Source organism: Peribacillus simplex, from assembly GCF_001578185.1.
Taxonomy (GTDB): domain Bacteria; phylum Bacillota; class Bacilli; order Bacillales; family DSM-1321; genus Peribacillus; species Peribacillus simplex_A.
On record NZ_CP011008.1, the window covers coordinates 1,111,198 to 1,129,613 of the forward strand.

An 18,416-nucleotide genomic window follows, 5' to 3' on the forward strand; every position below is an offset into this window, starting at 1 on the left:
TTGATAATTAAGGGAAAAGGAGGAAAACGCATGATGGAATTTAAACTTCCTGATGTAGGGGAAGGGATGCATGAAGGAGAAATTATCCAATGGCTGATCAAGGAAGGGGATGCGGTGACGCAGGACCAACCCATTGTTGAGGTGCAAACGGATAAAGTTAATGCGGAATTGACTGCCCCAGCAACGGGAGTGGTCAAGAAAATATTCTTTTCCGAAGGGGATATCGTGGAAGTGGGAACCACTATATTCACAATTCAAGAAGGGAACGATATGCCTGCTCCGGAAACAGGCATTAGTGAAGGAGATATCCAAGTCATTCAATCTGATGATGTAAAAGTAAATGGAGAGCATGTTACAAGCAAACCGCATCTTGATGCAGTGCGTGTGTTGGCTACCCCATTCGTGCGTCAAATGGCAAGGGAAATGAAGGTTGATATCGAGCAGGTTATAGGCTCCGGTCCTGCTGGGCGAATAATCGAAAGTGACTTGAAGCAGTTTAAAGAAAATAATTCGATAATAAGGGAAAATGCCAATAACAATGATGACAAGATTCTTCAAGATATGTCCCCAATGAAGTATGCCGTCCAGGCAAAAGGATTGGAAAAAGAGTGGGAAGAGCGGATTCTCCTTAAGGGCATTCGTAAAAAGATCGCTGAACATATGGTGAAGTCGGTTTCGATCATTCCTCATGTAACCCATGTAGATGAATTGGAAATGGATCGATTGAAGGAATTGAAAGATCAATTAAAGGCGTATTCCGATGATAAGGATATTAAATTGACCTTTTTGCCATTTTTCGTAAAAGCCATTGTAATCGCTTTAAAGGAGTTTAAAACTTTAAACGCTTCAATTGATGAAAAAACCAATGAAATCATCTTGAAAAATTATTATCATATTGGGATTGCAACGAATACAAAAGAGGGTCTCATTGTTCCTGTCATAAAGCATGCAGATCAAAAAACCATTTTCCAACTGGCTGATGAAATCAGGCAATTGGCAAACCAAGCCCGGGAAGGGAAGTTGGGCATAGATCAAATCACAGGCAGTACATTTACGATAAGCAATGTAGGACCCATCGGTGGGATGCATGCGACCCCGATCATTAACTATCCGGAAGCGGCCATATTAGCGTTGCATAAAATGGAACAACGAATGGTCGTCCGCGATTTGGAAGGTGTAATCCGTTTAATGATGAATATGTCTTTATCTTTCGATCACCGTTTAATAGATGGTGTTACAGCGGTGCATTTTACAAATAGAATCAAGGAACTGCTGGAAAATCCAATTCGTTTAGTTGTGGAGATGAGATAAATGGTAGTAGGGGAAGTTGCTGTAGAGACGGATGTTATCATCATGGGAGGAGGTCCGGGGGGATATGCTGCGGCGATCCGTCTCGGACAGTTAGGGAAATCGGTCGTGCTTGTTGAAAAGGATAAGCTGGGCGGGGCTTGTCTTAATCGGGGCTGCATACCTTCGAAGGCTTTAATTCACGCAGCCGATCAATACCAAAAGCTTAACGATTTAGGGAAAATGGGGATCAGGCTGTCTCAAGAAAGAACCACAATGGACTTGGGAATTTGGCAGGATTGGAAAGAGGGCATCACTTCCCAGTTGAACCAAGGTATTGCCCATCTGTGTAAAGAAAATGGAGTGACTGTGGTTAAAGGTCAAGCCTTCTTTTTATCTGATGACCGTATCGGAGTCGAAACCGATGGCGATTTTGAAACCTACAAGTTTGAACAGGCAATTATTGCGACGGGATCCAGACCTTTCATTCCATCATTCATTAAAGTCGATGGAGAGTATATTTTGGATTCAACAGCAAGTTTGCAGCTGCATGAAGTCCCATCTAGTTTGTCGATCATAGGCGGAGGCTATATCGGAATCGAATTGGGTATGGCATTTGCAAAGTTAGGTACTAAAGTGACCATCATTGAGATGGCCAACCGCATTCTCCCCCAGGTTGCCGAGAACCTTGTCAAGGAAGTTACCCGTAATGCCAAGAAGCTAGGCATGGATATTAAAACATCGGCGCGGGTAGAAAAGGCGAGTGTAGTGGATGGCCAAGTACACCTTCATGTTTCCTCGGAAAACCAGGTGGCGGAAGTGGTAGTGAGCGAAAAGACCCTGGTTACAATTGGCAGGATTCCCAACACAGAAGAGATTGGCCTGAATCAGGCAGGCATTACGGTTAGTGAAAAGGGCCATATAGCTGTAGATATGGAATGCCGTACAAATGTGCCGCACATCTTTGCCATCGGTGACATTACACCTGGGCCGGCTCTTGCACACCGAGCGTCCAAACAGGGTATCGTGGCAGCGGAAGTAATCGGGGGGTTGCCAAGTGCCATTGACTCCCCGTATGTCCCATATGTAATCTTCTCGGAACCACAAATAGCAGGGGTTGGTTTAAGCAGTGAAGAAGCAGAACAACAGGGATACAGAGTCAAGACCGGGAAGTTCCCGTTCAGTGCCAATGGAAGGGCGCTTGCAACGAATGAAACAGAGGGATTTGCTGAAGTGATTGTGGATGCAAAAAGCCACATATTGCTTGGAATGCACATGGTTGGTGCAGATGCCTCCAACCTTATAGGTGAAGGGGTCCTTGCACTTGAGTTGGCAGCTCGGGTCGAAGATATAGCCCTCAGCATGCATCCTCATCCAACTTTGACCGAGGGGTGGATGGAAGCGGCGGAGGCAGTTTTGGGACATGCGATTCACATCGTAAATAAATAAGATAACTGGAAGATGTAAATTCATGGGGATTACCAATGTAGTCCCCGGTTGGAGTGTTTCATTTTAATAGATTCAGAAACCTGGTCATTGTCCCCCATAAGTCAAGGCTATCAGGAAATTTACTCCATATTGAAGGATCAGGCCCGGATAACGGCGTTTGACCAACAGGAGCAGTATTAGCTTGCAATCATACTCTTGTAAAACTAACGGCATATTGATATCATTTTTATTTGGTGAAGTATGAGGTGATTTTTCAAGAAGGCTTTGCATCCTTCCACTCCTAAACCATAAGGATTGATGAGATAACTTATCTATTCGCCTTTCAACGATTGAAATGGGTTTTGATTTTTATAAGAAAAATTATGGGAAAAAGGAGGCAGCTGTAATGGAATCAAATGGTGGGTCACTGCAAAAGAGGTTGTTGCCGAGGCATATTAGCATGATGGCAATGGGAGGGGCAATAGGTACTGGGATTTTTAAAGGAAGTGCCGAAACCATATCGTTAGCAGGGCCAGGAGTCATTTTCACTTATATTTTTGCAGGATTATTACTTCTTGTAGTCATGGGAGCTATAGCGGAAATGGCAATCGCCTATCCCAATACGAATATGAAAGGTTTCGTTCAGAAAGCATTCGGTAAGCGAAGTTCCTTTATTATAGGCTGGATGTATTGTTTCATGTGGCTGTCCGTATGTGTCATTGAGGTAGTGGTGGCAGGAAGCTTTTTGCAGTATTGGCTCCCAACAATCCCGCTATGGATATTGAGTTTAGGGTGTGCTGCTTTAATCATTGGGGTTAACATGATGAATGTTAAAAATTATGGTGAATTCGAATTTTGGTTTGCCGGCATTAAGATTACAATGATCCTTCTATTCATTATCTTGGGAGCCTGTATTTTATTTGGGGCCATCCCAAGCGGCGGATCTAATTACCTGCAAAACTTCACAGGGCACGGAGGATTTTTCCCAAATGGGTGGATGTCCATCTTTTCAGCATTACTGATCGTTATGTTCTCATATGGCGGTTCCGAGTTAATAGGCCTGACGGTAACGGAAGCAAAAGATGCTGAACGAATTTTACCGAAGGTCATTAAAAGTTATATTTGGAGAGTCGTATTATTTTTCACCTTACCGATACTTGTAATCTGCGGTCTGATTCCTTGGAACGAAATTAGCGACCAAGCAAGTCCGTTTGTACAAGTTTTGTCAATGTCCGGTTTTCAAGGATCTGCCCACATCATGAACTTCATTTTAATTACGGCCGTCTTATCTGCCGCTAACTCCGGAATATATGGGTGTACTCGGATGCTGCATTCTTTAGCTGCAGAAGGGGAGGCTCCCAGGTCATTCTCTTATGTATCAAAGAATGGCGTTCCCTTGTATAGTTTAATCCTAAGTGCCGTTGCATTGGTCGTCGGCTCCATGATTACCTACGTTGCCCAGGATCGGGCATTTACTTTATTAATGGCGTTTCCGGGTTTTGTAGTATCACTTGTATGGATCAGCATTTGTTTAGCGCAGCTAAAACTTCGCAACTCATATCCTAAAGCTCCGAGTTTTAAATTGTGGGGCTTTCCATATGTAACCTTATTTGCAGTAATCGCCTTAAGCATCATTTGTGTCACGTTCGTGTTCAGTGAACAGAATCGGATCAGCATCGTTGCCTGCCTTATTGTGTTGGCTACATTGATCTCCATCTCGATCTTTAAATTTAAAAGTGTGGATGAACAGGAAACAACTATAATAGAAAAGGAATCTTGTTAAATAAATCCACGTTAAAGATACGACATGGGCAAAGGCGTCTATGTCGTATCTTTTATCTATTAATCATCAATCATACTGCAACTTCATTTCGTAGTTCAAGTACTGGACGTTTTTTTGATTGCATGTTGTAAGGAGGTTATGAATCTCTCATTTTCAAGCGGAGTGCCGATGGTCACGCGGATCGTATTTTCATAGCCTAGCAAATGACCAGAACGGATGATGACACCAGAAATCAATAGCTTCTCGAAAATGTCCCTGCCAGGATGGTTCAGTTTGACCATCAAGAAGTTGGCATGTGAAGGGAAGAATGTTAATCCCATCTCGCTTATTTCGTTTTCTAAATATCTTCTTCCTTCCTCGTTCTTACGAGCACATTGCTCTACAAATGTATGGTCATCGAGGGAAGCGAAGGCCGCAGCCTGTGCTAAACGGTTGGTATTGAAGGGTTCTTTCACTTTAACTAGCTCTTGTATGATGGAAGCATCCATTAAACCGTATCCAATCCTTAATGCAGCCAATCCATAAATCTTTGAAAAAGTGCGTAAGATGACCAGATTTGAATGGGTATTTAGAAGCGGCAAAGTTTCTAAATAATCTTCATCATCGACATATTCATAGTATGCTTCGTCAACGACCAGTAAAATATGTTTCGGCACCTTCTCGATAAAAGATGTTAATTTTTCTTTTTCGACGATCGTTCCTGTCGGATTATTGGGGTTACAGACAAAAATCATTCTTGTTTTTTCAGTTATGGCATCATACATACCCTGCAGGTCATGTACACCATTAATAAGAGGTATCTTTACAGGTGTACCGCCGTCAATCAATACATTCGTTTCATACCGTGGAAATGTAACATCAGCCATGATGACTTCATCATTTTGTTGGATGTAGGTTCTTGTTAACAAACGTATCACTTCATCAGACCCATTTCCTAGGATGATTTGATCTTGATTGATATTCAATTTCCTTGCCAGCTTTTCAGCTAATGCAGGTGCCATACCTTCAGGATAAAAGGAGATTTGCTCCATTTCGGTAAGCATGGCTTCTTTTGCTAGAGTTGAGCAACCGAATGGATTCTCATTGGATGCCAATTTAACGATCGTTTCAAGACCAAGTTCACGTTGTACTTCTTCAATTGGCTTACCGGAAACATATGGGCTTATGTCTTCAATGTTTTTTCGAACCGGGATTTTCGTAAAGGTCAATGCAGGTTCCTCCTTTAGTTGAATTCTGAATTTTCTTTTTCATTTACTAATTTTAATGATAGAATATTAACTGTTAAAATTACATACAAAAAAGAATGTTTTTTCACTTTCCATACAACATTTTACAGATATATTAGCTAATAATCCTTCATTATGAAAGGCGGTTGCTTCATGGATGAAATAGACGTTTGTTTACTGGAACTTTTACAGTTGAATGGACGCATTACGATTAGTGAACTATCGAAGAAATTGGCTCTCAGCCGGCCCAGTATTTCTGAACGTATGTATCGCCTGCAAGAAAAGGGAATCATTGAGGGGTTCAGTGCAAGGGTTTCACCACTGGCAATAGGAAGAGGTGTACTTGTGTTCATTCAGGTAAGTGAACTTAAGGTTTCCGTTTCCGATTTCGAGCAGTTAGTTAAAAATGATTTAGACATTATCGAATGCCATCGTGTAACAGGAACAGTTGGATATTTTTTGAAAGCGGCTTTAGCTGATATGGACAGCATGAGATTACTTATAGATCGATTAATACCCTATGGACATCTGAATACTTCCGTAGTTTTGACATCCCCGGTGCCTTCCCGCTCCATTCTTCCAAGGATCAATGAAATGGATGATCATGGTGCGAAAACCTAGCTGGAATTCAATTTATGCAGGTATATGACCCGAATGGTCGTTCAAACTACTGAAGGGTTTATAGGCTTTTTGCAAAAAGGAACGAGGCGAGATGCCTGTTCCTTTATTTGCGTTATTATAAATCCATCAAAGCCCCGAAATATTGCTGGGCCGTTGTAAAACAAATGAATGCCAATAGTTCAGAAATCTCTTCATCACTGAATACCTCCTTCAATACTTGGAAAAACTTTTCCTCTGTTTTTTCACGTTGAATGAGGAATACTTCTGCGAAGGCGATTGCATAGCTTTCTTTCGCATCTTCTGGCTTTAATGGAATACCTTTTGCCTGACAGTATGAACAGCCATTACCGTATGCCAGTACCCTTCTGACGTTTTCCTTTAACTCTTTCGATAGTTTCCCATCCGCAGATATGCAATTTGAGAGGTCCGACCATTTATGCGAAATCTCTTCTGAATGAAATAATCTTTGATACGGACTGGAGCCAATCGACGAATTTTTTATTCTTGTCATGAGCATCTCCCCCTTGAGATAATCCTAATATAAAAATACAGGAATATTAATTACGCTTGTAAAATATTTCGGTTGAATATTGTATAAATATAAAGAAAAAGAGAGGAATAATTTCTAAATGAAAATAGATGAAAAAGACCGGAGCATCCTTGCTGAATTAACGCTGAATAGCCGGATTTCCATGAGGGAATTGGCAAAGAAAGTAAATCTATCTGCCCCAACCGTTACCGACCGGGTACGTCAAATGGAGTCGTTCGGGATCATTAAAGGATATGTTGCCGAGATTGATCATAAAAAGATCGGTTTTCCTATTGAGTGTATCGTGGAAGCAACGATAAAAAATGGGGAATATGAGAAATTCAAAAAGTATATCTCGAAGCTGCCGAATGTTGACTTTTGCTATCGAATTGCCGGGCAGGCTTGCTTTATGCTGAAAATCCACAGTGAGAACCTTGAAGAAGTGGAGGAATTCATCAATCGGACAATTCCTTTTGCTGCAACCGTTACACATGTAATCCTTTCTCAAGTGGAGCGTGAACAGGAATGAGTATTTTATTTATTTTCAACTGTTATGAAAGTGGCTAATCATAAATGGAAGAATCAGAACGGTTTAACCGGCAAAAAAGGAAGCCATATTTTTGAATCATTCCTGAATAGTTTCTGAAGAACCCGAAAAATCACGTGTACATCAAGGTATAATATGAAAAGGTAATACATCTATATGAAGGTTTCTAGCTTTTTAGGTGATAACATAAATCTTCACTGATTATAATACATTTTATTTAAAAAGGTAGGTGGAGTGGAGTTCATGAGTAGTTTTGAAAAACTTGCCTTGATTGTATGTGGGGTTATTTTATTGAGCCAAAGCATATATCTATTTGTCGATGCAAGGAAGAATGGCTTTAACCAGTGGATGTGGGGTATTCTTGGTTTGATTCAAGCTCCAATACCGTTAATTTTTTATTTGATCGTAAAAAAAATCAGAAAAAAGGAAGAGGACGAACTATATGATTATCGTGACTACTAATACCGTTCCTGGAAAAGAAATTAAAGAACTGAAGGGGCTTGTTAAGGGGAACTGCGTTCAATCGAAACATATTGGAAAAGATATTCTTGCGGGATTGAGGACCATTGTCGGCGGTGAAATCACAGAGTATACGGAAATGATGAAAGAAGCCAGACAAAAAGCAATTGGCAGGATGGTCGATGAAGCGACAGAGAAAGGGGCGAATGCCATCGTTGCAATGCGCCTGGAAACATCGGCTATCATGCAAAACGCTAGTGAAATCATTGCTTATGGCACTGCCGTTCATGTTGAATGATTGAATGTGAAGATCTTTAGTTCTGGTTCATAAGGTCTTGCCATCTTGTTCTACTTACTATTTTTCCTATAATTATAAAAGCTATATAGAAAAACTTTTATTACATGATTTGTGCAGCGCCTGGATTTTTCCAGGCGTTTTTTAACGATCAATGCTTCAGGTGCATGCATGAACGGAAGTTTACCTTGAATAAGCTAATGGGATAAGGGGTACAGGTAATAACTAAGAACATGGATTGGAATTTTAAAAGATGGGGTGAGGTATATGGAGGGAAATGACAACTTTAAACCTGAACTAGTCAGAGAAGCAGTTAATGTGATTGAAAATGTAGCTGGAACATATCCCGGTTATCGGCGGGTGCATGCAAGGGGATATGTTTATGAGGGGGTTTTTACCCCAAACGGAAAAGCGTCCCCATTAACGGTGGCTTCGCATCTTCAGGATGAAGCCGTGCCGGTGATCATTCGGTTCTCAAATAGCTCGCCGATACCAAGCCATCCAGATGCCATATCCCCTGTGAAGGGCATGGCAGTCAAGTTTAAATTGCCGAATGGAGAGGCATCAGATCTCATTACTGTCACCATTCCGCTATTCTTTGCGAAAACACCGGAAGCGTTTGTTGATATTGCTGACTTTTTCAAGTCTGCAAAAGAAGGTTTCCCAAATCTGAAAGAGCTTACAAAAATCCTGTTGAAATACCCTGAAAGCAAGGCAAGCCTGCAAATGCTTAAAGAAATGCGTTCTCCAGCCAGTTTCTCAACATGTCAATATTACTCCATTCATGCATTCTATTTCATTAATGCGGAAGGACGGCGTCAGGCTATTAAGTATGAGTGGGTACCTGATGCCGGCCTAAGTATGCTAGCAAAAGAGGAGGTAGCCAAGCATTCGGCAGAATATCTGGAAGAAGAAATGGAAGAGAGGCTCAGGCAAGGTCCGGTGGGCTTTAAATTGAACATTCAAATAGGAGGGGAAAATGATCCGTCTGACGATCCAACCACTGCTTGGTCGGAAGAAAAACAGGTAATAACGGTCGGCCATTTAGTGATTTCTAATAAGTTGGAAACGATTAGAGATCATTTATTGTTTGATCCAACCAATATTACTGAAGGAATCGAGTGCTCGGAAGATCCAATCTTACATTTTCGCCATAGGGCGTATGCCATTTCATATGAACGTCGGATAAATAACCAATGAAATGAAAACATGAAAAAGGGAAAGCCCTTATTAGAGGGTTTGCCCTTTTTCGTAAGTTTACATTTTTCCGGATCTGAAAATGGTGTAAAGCATAAGTAAGAACATCAGGGTTGCAACGACAAATCCAATCTCGATAACCGGTATTTTCCATAGGATCAGGGTTTCCCCACCTATTGCCGAGCCAATAATGAGACCGACCATGATTATGCTGAATGCAAGCAGGATAATACTGAAAGAAAGCCTGTTCGAGATTTGATCAAGCTTATGCAAAAAAACTTGAAGTTCGGGAATATTGATATCCAGTCGCAATTTCCCTTTTTTTATGATACCTGTTACTTCCTTGATATCCTTGGGTAGTTCGGCAATGGCTTCGGCAGACTCGATGAATTGATTCCAAGCGTTCTTCGCAATATTTTTTGGATTGTAGCGCTCCTTAAAAAGCCTTTCCCCGAAAGGTTCAGCTGCCTTCATGATGCTGAAATGCGGATCTAGTCCTTCAACAATGGCCTCCATGGTAAGCAGAGCCTTGCCGAGCATCGTGAATTCTGGAGGGATTTGGACTTGGTGCCGATTGGCAACTGTGAACAGGTCATTGACCGCTCCGCCTAAGCTGATTTGGCTCAATGGTATATCATAATATTTATTTCGCAGTTCATCAATATCCACCCTTAATGGCGCCATATCGGTTTCGTCCGTCAGAAGACCCATTTCTGAAAGTGTCTTGATCAGTCCATTGGTGCTTCCACGTTTCAGGTTGATGACAAGCGAGGCGAACTGATACTTCGTTTCATCCTCCAGACGTCCCACCATCCCGAAATCCATGAGTGCGACGACATTTCCTGGCAAAATGATGATGTTGCCAGGGTGGGGGTCGCCGTGATAAAAGCCATCGATCAATATTTGCTGAAGCATGGAATTCGCTAATCTTTCTGCGATTTTCCGACGATCATAACCTTCATCATCAAGCTGTTTATAATGATTGATCTTAATTCCTTGAATGAATTCCATCGTCAGGACCCTTTTTGTGGAATACTCCCAATGGATTCTTGGTATCTTAAACCCTTGATCATCGATGAATTGCTTGGCTATTCTTTCCCCGTTTCGACCCTCGGAGTTATAATCGAGTTCTGCGCGAAGCGATTTAGCGAATTCATCAATCATTTTTCTGATTTGGTAGCGTCTGGCCCAAGATATGCGTGCTTCCATCAGTCTTGCCAAATCATCGAGAATTTCCAAATCCGTTTCCACAGTCGGCAGAATATCGGGCCGCTGTACTTTGATTGCTACGACTTCCTGTGATGGAAGCCTTGCAGTATGGACCTGCCCAATCGAAGCGGTAGCCAGTGGTTTTTCATGGAATTCAAGAAAAATGTTTTCCAAAGAATCACCCAATTCGGCTTCAATAATTTTGCGAACCTTATCAAATGGAAAGGGGGTGACCTGGTCCTGCAGCTTTTCAAGTTCGCGGATGATTTCTTCCGGAACGAAGTCACGCCTCGTGCTTGCAATCTGACCAAGTTTAATGAATGTAGGTCCCAGGCTTTGTAAAATCGTATGCAGCCGCTCTCCGATTGAGCGGAGGTTCAGGTTTTCGTCGGGCTGGAGTTTCGATGCCGCTTTACTCTCGGATAATCCAAGGCGATAGATGAAGTAACCAAAACCATTTTTCAAAAAGGCATTAATGATTTCCTGGTAACGATGTGCGTGTTTCAGTCGCTTGCCAAACATTCAAGTACCTCCAAATCACGATTGTTGGTTCTGTTTCTCTAAAATTTGGATGCGGCGCTCTAAGTCCTGAACTTCTTCTTTGGTTGCCAAGTTTAGGCCGTTGAGCGCTTGATTGACTTTGGCCTTGACGGAATCATCCAATTGTTTTTGGGCTAGTTCCCCTTTTTCGACCCAATTCTTAATAAGATCCTTGGAGTCTTCTTTGCTGATTTCGCCTTTTTTTACAAGAGAGTCCACTGCTTTTTCAATTTGTTCCTTTGTAGCAGCGGCAGCACCTAATCCTAAAGAAAACACATTTTTTAATAAGTCCATTTTTAATTCCTCCAATATAAATTTTTTACACTTTAAGAAAAATAATAGCGGGTGCCCTTCACCCAGGTTCTTTCTTGCTGTTTTTATTATCATACATCATTGGAGGCCGCTACAAAAATATAATGGGTCCTGCTGATTGTTGATGGGTAGGAAACGGATTTGTTGATCACCCAAGGGTAGTGTTTGTAGTGAAGCGAATTGGATATTATGATAAGGAAAAATAAGCTGGCGAAAGTGAGGGTGAAATGATGGGTTTTGCAAACAAAACGGTGATTGTAACGGGCGCTTCAAATGGTATTGGGAGAGGTGTGGCAAAGGGTTATGCAGAAAGCGGTGCATCGGTGGTTCTCGCAGATATGGACGAGCAGGAAGGTCTGCTGTATGCGGAAGAGCTTAAAAATAATGGGCATGAAGCCATGTTCGTTAAGACGGATGTTCGCAAGGAAGCTGACATCCAGCATTTGATGGATGTCACTCTAAAAACATATAAGACCATTGATATATTAATCAATAATGCGGGAAAGGCATTGTTCAAATCGCTTTATGAGCTGACGATTGAGGAATGGGACGATATGATGAATACGAATCTACGCAGTGTTTTCCTTTGTTCCAGGGCAGCGGCTGCATCGATGCGGAATAATGAAATGGGAGGTGCAATCATCAATTTAGCATCAACAAGAGCGATAATGTCTGAGCCGGATTCGGAATCCTATGCTGCGACAAAAGGAGGGATCAAAGCCCTGACCCATGCACTTGCCGCTTCGTTCAGTAAAGAGAAAATTACGGTCAATTCGATTTCTCCGGGGTGGATTGAAACGGGTGATTATGACTCGTTGAGGGATGAAGATCATCAACAGCATTTTTCCAATCGGGTTGGCAAACCGGAAGATATAGCAAGGGCATGTCTTTATTTGACGGCAACGGAAAATGACTTCGTTACGGGTGCTGATCTTATCGTCGATGGAGGCATGACAAGAAAAATGATGTACGAGGAGTGAACTCATTTTTTCCGATAAAGATATTGAAGTTCAGTTCCGAGCTCACGGTTGAGCAGCTGTTCCATTTCTTCAAGCTCCTTTATGCCGATAGGGGCATCGGCAGCTGTCCAGTGAACGGTATAAACAAAATAGTAATCTCTTATTTTACGGAAAATAACAGGCGAATTCGGGAATTGATCAAAAAAAGCCCTGATATTATTGCGTCTCATGTAGGACCACTTAACAAGCTGCATGTAGATATCCATCCTTTAAAAAAGTGATCAATGGCTGCCATGATGGCAGCCATTGGTCCGGTTCTTATTTATCGTTGAATAAATTGAATAAACCTCTAGTAACACTGCCTTCGTCAGAAGATCCGCCATTTTGCGGCATTGCAGCGAATACACGGCTGGCAAGACGGCTGAATGGCAAAGATTGCACCCAGACGGTTCCGGGTCCTTTTAATGTTGCAAAGAATAAACCTTCGCCTCCGAATAAAGCGGTTTTCACGCCTTTTACGAATTCAATGTTATAATCTATTCCGCTAGTCATGGCTACTAAACATCCTGTATCCACGCGTAAGATCTCTCCTGCAACCAATTCTTTTTTATGGATTGTGCCACCGGCATGCACGAAGGTCATTCCATCTCCTTCAAGCTTTTGCATGATGAAGCCTTCGCCGCCAAAGAAGCCTGCACCTATTTTTCTCTGAAACTCAATTCCGACCGAAACACCTTTCGCTGCAGCAAGGAAAGCGTCTTTTTGGCAAATGATTTTCCCACCGAGCTCGCTTAAATCCATCGGAATGATTTTACCTGGATAAGGTGAGGCAAAGGAAACGTGTTTTTTTTCTCTTCCTTCATTCGTAAAAGCCGTCATGAAAAGACTCTCACCTGTAAGGAGCCTTTTTCCAGCGCCAAATAGCTTCCCCATCATTCCGCCGTCGCTACTCGAAGACCCATCACCAAAGATGGTTTCCATCTTGATTTGATCTTCCATCATCATTAAACTTCCAGCTTCTGCAATCACCGTTTCCTGATGATCCAATTCCACTTCAACAAACTGCATGTCATCTCCATATATTTTAAAATCTATTTCATGATTATTCATTTTCCATTCCTCCTATCCAACTTATGTTCATTGTAAAAGATAATCTCTTAACCTGCTAATATTTTTCAGTTTTTCGCCGTACTTTATATATTTTTTGTTTTTACGGGTATATCAAGAAAAATGAAGAAAGAAAAAACAGCAAGACACTTAGGAATCTTAGGTGTAGGAGGAGACAACCATGGATACTTACATATTATCATTGGATCAGGGAACGACAAGTTCCCGGGCCGTTTTTTTAATAGGCTGTTTTCACATACTTTGTTGCTATTTACCAGGTAGTGAGTTGTGGTTGATTTCCCCTCCAGATGCTCGCTTTCCTTGGTGCGGGCGGTGAGCCTCCTCGGCGTAAACGCCTGTGGGGTCTCACCTGTCCCGCTGCTCCCGCAGGAGTCTCGCACTTCCGCTCCAATCAACCTTAAATAGTTTCGTTTTAAAAACAACAATCTTTACGAAAAGAGCCTTAATAAAAGAAGGGAAGTTTTGCATATTGCCCAAAAGGAATTCATCCAATATTTCCCGAATCCTGGATGGGTGGAGCACAATGCAAATGAAATTTGGGGTTCCGTTTTATCGGTAATCGCTTCCTGTTTATCGGAAATGAATATAAAACCAGAACAGATTGCTGGGATTGGCATAACGAATCAACGGGAGACGACCGTGGTATGGGATAAAGAAACAGGTCAGCCGATTCATCATGCCATCGTCTGGCAATCCAGGCAGACAAGCGAAATTTGCGAGCGATTGAAGGATGAGGGTCTTGATGACTTATTTTTACGGAAAACCGGTTTGTTGATTGATGCTTATTTTTCCGGTACAAAGGTGAAGTGGATTCTCGACCACGTAGATGGGGCACGGGAAAAAGCTGAAAGCGGAGACTTATTGTTTAGTACGATCGATACGTGGCTCATATGGAAACTTTCGGGTGGTAAAGCCCATGTAACCGATTATTCGAATGCTTCAAGGACGCTGATGTATAACATTCATGATTTGAAGTGGGACGAAGAGCTTCTGGAAATACTGCAAGTACCGCAATCGATGCTGCCGGATGTTCGTTCTTCATCGGAGGTATATGGGAATACAGCCCCACATCATTTCTTTGGCCATGAAACCCCGATTGCCGGGGCAGCGGGAGATCAACAGGCCGCTTTGTTCGGCCAAGAATGTTTTGAAAAAGGAATGGCCAAGAATACGTACGGTACAGGATGCTTTATGCTGATGAATACAGGAGAAAAGGCAGTGAAATCAGAGCATGGCCTATTGACCACGATTGCATGGGGGCTGAACGGAAAAGTCGAATATGCATTGGAAGGCAGTGTTTTTGTTGCAGGTTCGGCCATACAATGGTTAAGGGATGGATTGAAACTCTTGAATTCGAAGGACAGTGAAATGTATACAAAACGGGTCAATTCAGCCGATGGCGTCTATGTCGTCCCAGCATTTGATGGATTAGGTACCCCTTATTGGGATAGTAATGTCAGGGGAGCGGTATTCGGATTAACAAGGGGGACTTCGAAGGAGCATTTCGTCCGTGGCAACATTGGAAGCTTTGGCCTACCAGACAAAAGATGTCCTTTGCGCCATGGAAGTCGATTCAGGAATTAACCTAAAGGCATTTAGGGTCGATGGCGGGGTTGTCAAAAACGGCTTCTTGATGGAATTCCAAAGCGGCCTCTTGAATGTACCAGTCGAAAGGCCGGTTATTAGTGAGACGACAGCGTTAGGGGCAGCGTATTTAGCTGGGCTCGCAGTCGGTTATTGGGTAAGCAGGAAGAGATTTCAAAGCTATGGGCCGTCGATAAGAAATTCGAACCTAAGATGGAAGAGCAGGAACGGAAGGATTTATATAATGGCTGGAAAAAGGCAGTCCAGGCGGCAAGGGTTTTTAAATAGAGCAAAAAAGGGTATAAATAGAAAGGAGATGAATTTAGAAGACGAACTTAAAAAAAGGGGTGGTATTATGTTAGTTAAGGATTTCATGATAAGGGAAGTCTATGTAGCCCGTCCTGATTTTACACTAAAGGAAATTCTGCGAATCTTGATCGAAAATAAAGTGGGCGGGGTCCCGGTTGTGGATGAACGCGATAAGCTATTGGGAATGGTGACGGACGGGGATATCCTTCGTTATTTGAAACCTGCTGAGGAAGCCATCATGGGGTATTTCACATACATTACGGTTCTTCCTGGTGAAGAATTGGATGAAAAGGTTACATCCAAAATGAATGATAAAGTCTCACAAATCATAAAAAATAAAAGAATTACAAAGCTATCCCCCGAAGATCCGTTAGATGTATTGATAAAGGTCCTTTCCAAGCATCATTTCAAGAAAATCCCCGTCGTGGACAAAAATGATAAAGTCGTAGGCATCATCAGCAGGGGAGATGCACTTAGGGCTCTATATAAGGAATTCGTTCAAAAGCTGGAGTAGTGAGAGCACAAAAAGGCCTGCTCATAATCGGGCAGGCCTTTTTGTGTTAACCATCATTGTGTGTTTTCTATTGCATTGTCTGCATCAGATTCACCTTTTGCTCTTTTTTCCTTCAATTTAAAATAGGCGTCCATTACTTCCTTCCCGATACGCTTGTTGATATCGTCAGAGGGCTTGCCTTGATAGACCCATGGCACGACGACAGAGAATGCCACTTCCGGGTTATTGTGTGGTGCATAACCTACAAGTGTTAGATTGATAGTCGGGACTGGTTCACTATATTGATTTCTTCGCGGTCCGTCGTAAAAGGCTTCGGCTGTCCCCGTTTTCGCTGCTACATGGTAGGATTTCCCTCCGAAATAGTTATATGCCGTCCCGCCTGGCTCCTGGGCAACCTGCCTGAATCCTTCCTGAACACGCTGAATCCAGACGTCTTTCCCGCCTAAATCGTTTAATACATTGGGACTCATCGTTTTAAAGACGCTGCCCAATTCATTGTGTTCGTTGGATGGGTTCCTGATTTCCTTGACCATATGTGGCTCAAGCCTTTTTCCGCCATTTGCAATCGTCGAAACGTACTGTGCCAATTGCATTGGTGTATATGTATCATACTGGCCAATCGATAAATCCAGGAGCAATCCATCTGTTGACATATCGACTCCTTTAAACCCTACGGATTCATTAGGCAAGTCGATGCCGGTACGGACCCCCAATCCGAATTGGGCATAATGATTCCGCATGATGGAATAAGCTTCCCGGTTGATCCCTAACGGTTGATGAGGGATATAATGACCGCCGGCAATTCTGATCGCCGTCATGAACATATAGACATTCGACGATTTTTTTAATGCAGAAACATCCGTTACATACCCTAAAGGGCTATAAGATTTTTTGGGTTTGGCACCAGCTAATAAAAGTGGATGGTCATGAAACGCCGACCCTGGCGCGATGGCTCCAGTTTGAAAGCCTGTATAGACCGTAGCCCCTTTAACAGATGACCCCATCGTATAGGAGGTCGTAATGTTTCCAAGGGCGAAATCGTTCATTTCGGTCAAGCCGGTTTTACTGTTACGCCCGTATTGCCTGCCGGCCATCGTAAGCACCTCACCTGTATTCGGGTCCATCAAAACGACGAAGGCACGATCTAATAAGTAGGTATTTCCCCTAGCTTTCGCCCTCCGCAATTCGCTCTCGATGATAGCTTCTACCTTTTGCTGCAGCTCCATATCGATTGTCAGGACCAAGTCTTTTCCGCTTTGTCCTTCGGTGAGGGTATTCGTTTTGATGACCTCCCCTTTGCTCAGCACATTTTCAACCCGCGTCTTTTGGCCGCGCAGGACATCTTCATATTGTTTTTCGAGATAACTTTTTCCGACCCGATCATTCCTGGTATAGTCGCGTGCCAGATAATAGTCAATATTTTCACTGGGAATCCCTTCTTCGGAAGAAGAGACTTTGCCCAGAACCGAGCGGAGGGTCTCGTCATACTTATAGGTCCTTTCCCAATCAGTCGTTACGTCCACGCCTGGCATTTCATCCAAATGCTCACTAACCCTGGCGTATTCCTTTGTAGTGACATCTTTGTTCTTCACGATGGAAGGGGCGAGGGCATAGCCACTATTGAATTCCCGGAAGATGGCTATCACTTCCAATTCATCCTTGGTGAATTCCTTGATATTCTCATCGGTTACCCGTTCCATTTGAAGTTTGTATAAATCTTTTTGCTTCAGTTTCTTTTCGTCTACTTTCTTCCTCTCGGCCTTGGTAATCAAAGCTTCGGCTTTTTTCGGATGTTTTAAAATCCAAAAATCCTTTTTATCCGGGGTCGTTACCTTTTTTGTATCTTTTTCTATCAAGGTAGCAAGGACCTCAGCCGTCTTTACCATATCGGCCGTTTTCGTATTCGGGTATTTCGTATAGGTAATGGCATTGCGTGGCTCATTATCAACGATCGGATTCAAGTTCCGGTCATACATCTTCCCACGGGGAACGGGGGTATTGGCCACATCGTTTTCCGTTCGATCGACTTCACGGAGGTAATCATCCCCATACACGATTTGGACGATGCCAAGCCGGATTATTAAGCTTGAAAATAAAATGAATATTAAAAAGAAAAAAATGTTCAATCGGAAAGGAATTGGGTTTTTTTTCTTTTTTTCTTTGGTCATCATTAACATTCCTTTCTAGTAAAAGTAAAAAATAAGAAAATTCCTATCTCCAATGATATATAAAATTAACTTATTTTTCTATGCTTTATCCGTAAATTTATCTATATTTCCAAAAGATAGTTTAGGAGTTATAAAATTACTAGTAATCGCGCAATTGGGAAAATTAATACGAATTAATAGCCAATGATTTGCGAGGGATTTTAATAGAAGAATACGGCGCCAATAATAAAAGAGTTTTATTATCGTGTAGCTCAGTAAAAAAGGGAGCCTCAAATAGAATGATGGTTATTGTAAATGAACAATCAAGGACTTTTAACCCTG

General features: G+C 42.3%; 17 protein-coding genes and 2 pseudogenes. 11 read left to right on the plus strand and 8 right to left on the minus strand.

From position 1 onward, the window contains the following. The first annotated feature begins 30 nt into the window (after positions 1-30). Entirely contained in the window at positions 31-1,311 is a 1,281-nt protein-coding gene (locus tag UP17_RS05205) for a dihydrolipoamide acetyltransferase family protein (RefSeq protein WP_061461958.1), read from the plus strand. Beyond that, positions 1,312-2,736 carry a dihydrolipoyl dehydrogenase gene (gene lpdA / locus UP17_RS05210; RefSeq protein WP_061461959.1) on the plus strand — a complete coding sequence of 475 codons (1,425 nt, stop codon included), beginning with the start codon at positions 1,312-1,314 and terminating at the stop codon, positions 2,734-2,736. It abuts the gene before it with no gap. Positions 2,737-2,820: 84 nt separating this feature from the next. Here lpdA and UP17_RS05215 read toward each other — a convergent pair whose 3' ends face one another. Then, positions 2,821-3,006 carry a hypothetical protein gene (locus tag UP17_RS05215; RefSeq protein WP_061461960.1) on the minus strand — a complete coding sequence of 62 codons (186 nt, stop codon included), beginning with the start codon at positions 3,004-3,006 and terminating at the stop codon, positions 2,821-2,823. Between the two features lie 115 nt (positions 3,007-3,121). Between UP17_RS05215 and UP17_RS05220 the strand changes: the two genes are divergently transcribed. After that, positions 3,122-4,498, plus strand: a complete 1,377-nt coding sequence (locus tag UP17_RS05220) for an amino acid permease (protein ID WP_061461961.1) — start codon at positions 3,122-3,124, stop codon at positions 4,496-4,498. Between the two features lie 95 nt (positions 4,499-4,593). On the opposite strand, the gene hisC is transcribed toward UP17_RS05220, so the two are convergent. Beyond that, positions 4,594-5,706: a histidinol-phosphate transaminase gene (gene hisC, locus UP17_RS05225; protein ID WP_061461962.1), complete on the minus strand. Its 1,113-nt coding sequence runs from the start codon at positions 5,704-5,706 to the stop codon at positions 4,594-4,596. 171 nt (positions 5,707-5,877) lie between these two features. Between hisC and UP17_RS05230 the strand changes: the two genes are divergently transcribed. Beyond that, positions 5,878-6,345 (plus strand): Lrp/AsnC family transcriptional regulator, encoded by a 468-nt coding sequence (locus UP17_RS05230; RefSeq protein WP_061461963.1) that lies wholly within the window; start codon positions 5,878-5,880, stop codon positions 6,343-6,345. 115 nt (positions 6,346-6,460) lie between these two features. On the opposite strand, the gene UP17_RS05235 is transcribed toward UP17_RS05230, so the two are convergent. Beyond that, positions 6,461-6,856, minus strand: coding sequence for a carboxymuconolactone decarboxylase family protein (locus UP17_RS05235; protein WP_061461964.1), 396 nt, complete (start codon positions 6,854-6,856; stop codon positions 6,461-6,463). 118 nt (positions 6,857-6,974) lie between these two features. On the opposite strand from UP17_RS05235, the gene UP17_RS05240 reads away from it, so the two are divergent. From UP17_RS05240 to UP17_RS05255, 4 genes are all read left to right on the plus strand, one after another. Continuing rightward, positions 6,975-7,403: an Lrp/AsnC family transcriptional regulator gene (locus tag UP17_RS05240; protein ID WP_061461965.1), complete on the plus strand. Its 429-nt coding sequence runs from the start codon at positions 6,975-6,977 to the stop codon at positions 7,401-7,403. A gap of 261 nt (positions 7,404-7,664) precedes the next feature. Further along, a complete protein-coding gene (locus tag UP17_RS05245) occupies positions 7,665-7,883 on the plus strand; it encodes a hypothetical protein (RefSeq protein ID WP_061461966.1) in 219 nt (72 codons plus the stop codon). Next, a complete protein-coding gene (locus UP17_RS05250; RefSeq protein WP_061461967.1) occupies positions 7,864-8,178 on the plus strand; it encodes a YbjQ family protein in 315 nt (104 codons plus the stop codon). The genes UP17_RS05245 and UP17_RS05250 overlap by 20 nt, the downstream gene beginning before the upstream one ends. 264 nt (positions 8,179-8,442) lie before the next feature. Beyond that, entirely contained in the window at positions 8,443-9,375 is a 933-nt protein-coding gene (locus UP17_RS05255; protein WP_061461968.1) for a catalase family peroxidase, read from the plus strand. Between the two features lie 57 nt (positions 9,376-9,432). Here UP17_RS05255 and UP17_RS05260 read toward each other — a convergent pair whose 3' ends face one another. Then, complete coding sequence (locus tag UP17_RS05260; protein WP_061461969.1) at positions 9,433-11,103, minus strand: ABC1 kinase family protein; 1,671 nt, start codon at positions 11,101-11,103, stop codon at positions 9,433-9,435. Between the two features lie 15 nt (positions 11,104-11,118). After that, positions 11,119-11,415 carry a phasin family protein gene (locus UP17_RS05265; protein ID WP_061461970.1) on the minus strand — a complete coding sequence of 99 codons (297 nt, stop codon included), beginning with the start codon at positions 11,413-11,415 and terminating at the stop codon, positions 11,119-11,121. A gap of 248 nt (positions 11,416-11,663) precedes the next feature. Between UP17_RS05265 and UP17_RS05270 the strand changes: the two genes are divergently transcribed. Further along, positions 11,664-12,413, plus strand: coding sequence for an SDR family NAD(P)-dependent oxidoreductase (locus tag UP17_RS05270; protein ID WP_061461971.1), 750 nt, complete (start codon positions 11,664-11,666; stop codon positions 12,411-12,413). A gap of 2 nt (positions 12,414-12,415) precedes the next feature. Here UP17_RS05270 and UP17_RS05275 read toward each other — a convergent pair whose 3' ends face one another. Continuing rightward, positions 12,416-12,622: a hypothetical protein gene (locus UP17_RS05275; protein ID WP_250211763.1), complete on the minus strand. Its 207-nt coding sequence runs from the start codon at positions 12,620-12,622 to the stop codon at positions 12,416-12,418. 88 nt (positions 12,623-12,710) lie between these two features. Beyond that, positions 12,711-13,502: a TIGR00266 family protein gene (locus UP17_RS05280; RefSeq protein ID WP_061461973.1), complete on the minus strand. Its 792-nt coding sequence runs from the start codon at positions 13,500-13,502 to the stop codon at positions 12,711-12,713. A gap of 462 nt (positions 13,503-13,964) precedes the next feature. Between UP17_RS05280 and glpK the strand changes: the two are divergent. Together glpK and UP17_RS05290 are read left to right on the plus strand one after the other, a co-directional pair. After that, positions 13,965-15,392: pseudogene (glpK, locus tag UP17_RS05285) on the plus strand (glycerol kinase GlpK); the annotation flags it as partial. A gap of 85 nt (positions 15,393-15,477) precedes the next feature. Next, positions 15,478-15,927 (plus strand): annotated as a pseudogene (locus tag UP17_RS05290) (CBS domain-containing protein); the annotation flags it as partial. Positions 15,928-15,980: 53 nt separating this feature from the next. Here the strand turns inward: UP17_RS05290 and UP17_RS05295 are convergent. Continuing rightward, positions 15,981-18,095, minus strand: a complete 2,115-nt coding sequence (locus tag UP17_RS05295) for a peptidoglycan D,D-transpeptidase FtsI family protein (protein WP_081108714.1) — start codon at positions 18,093-18,095, stop codon at positions 15,981-15,983. Between the last annotated feature and the right edge of the window lie 321 nt (positions 18,096-18,416).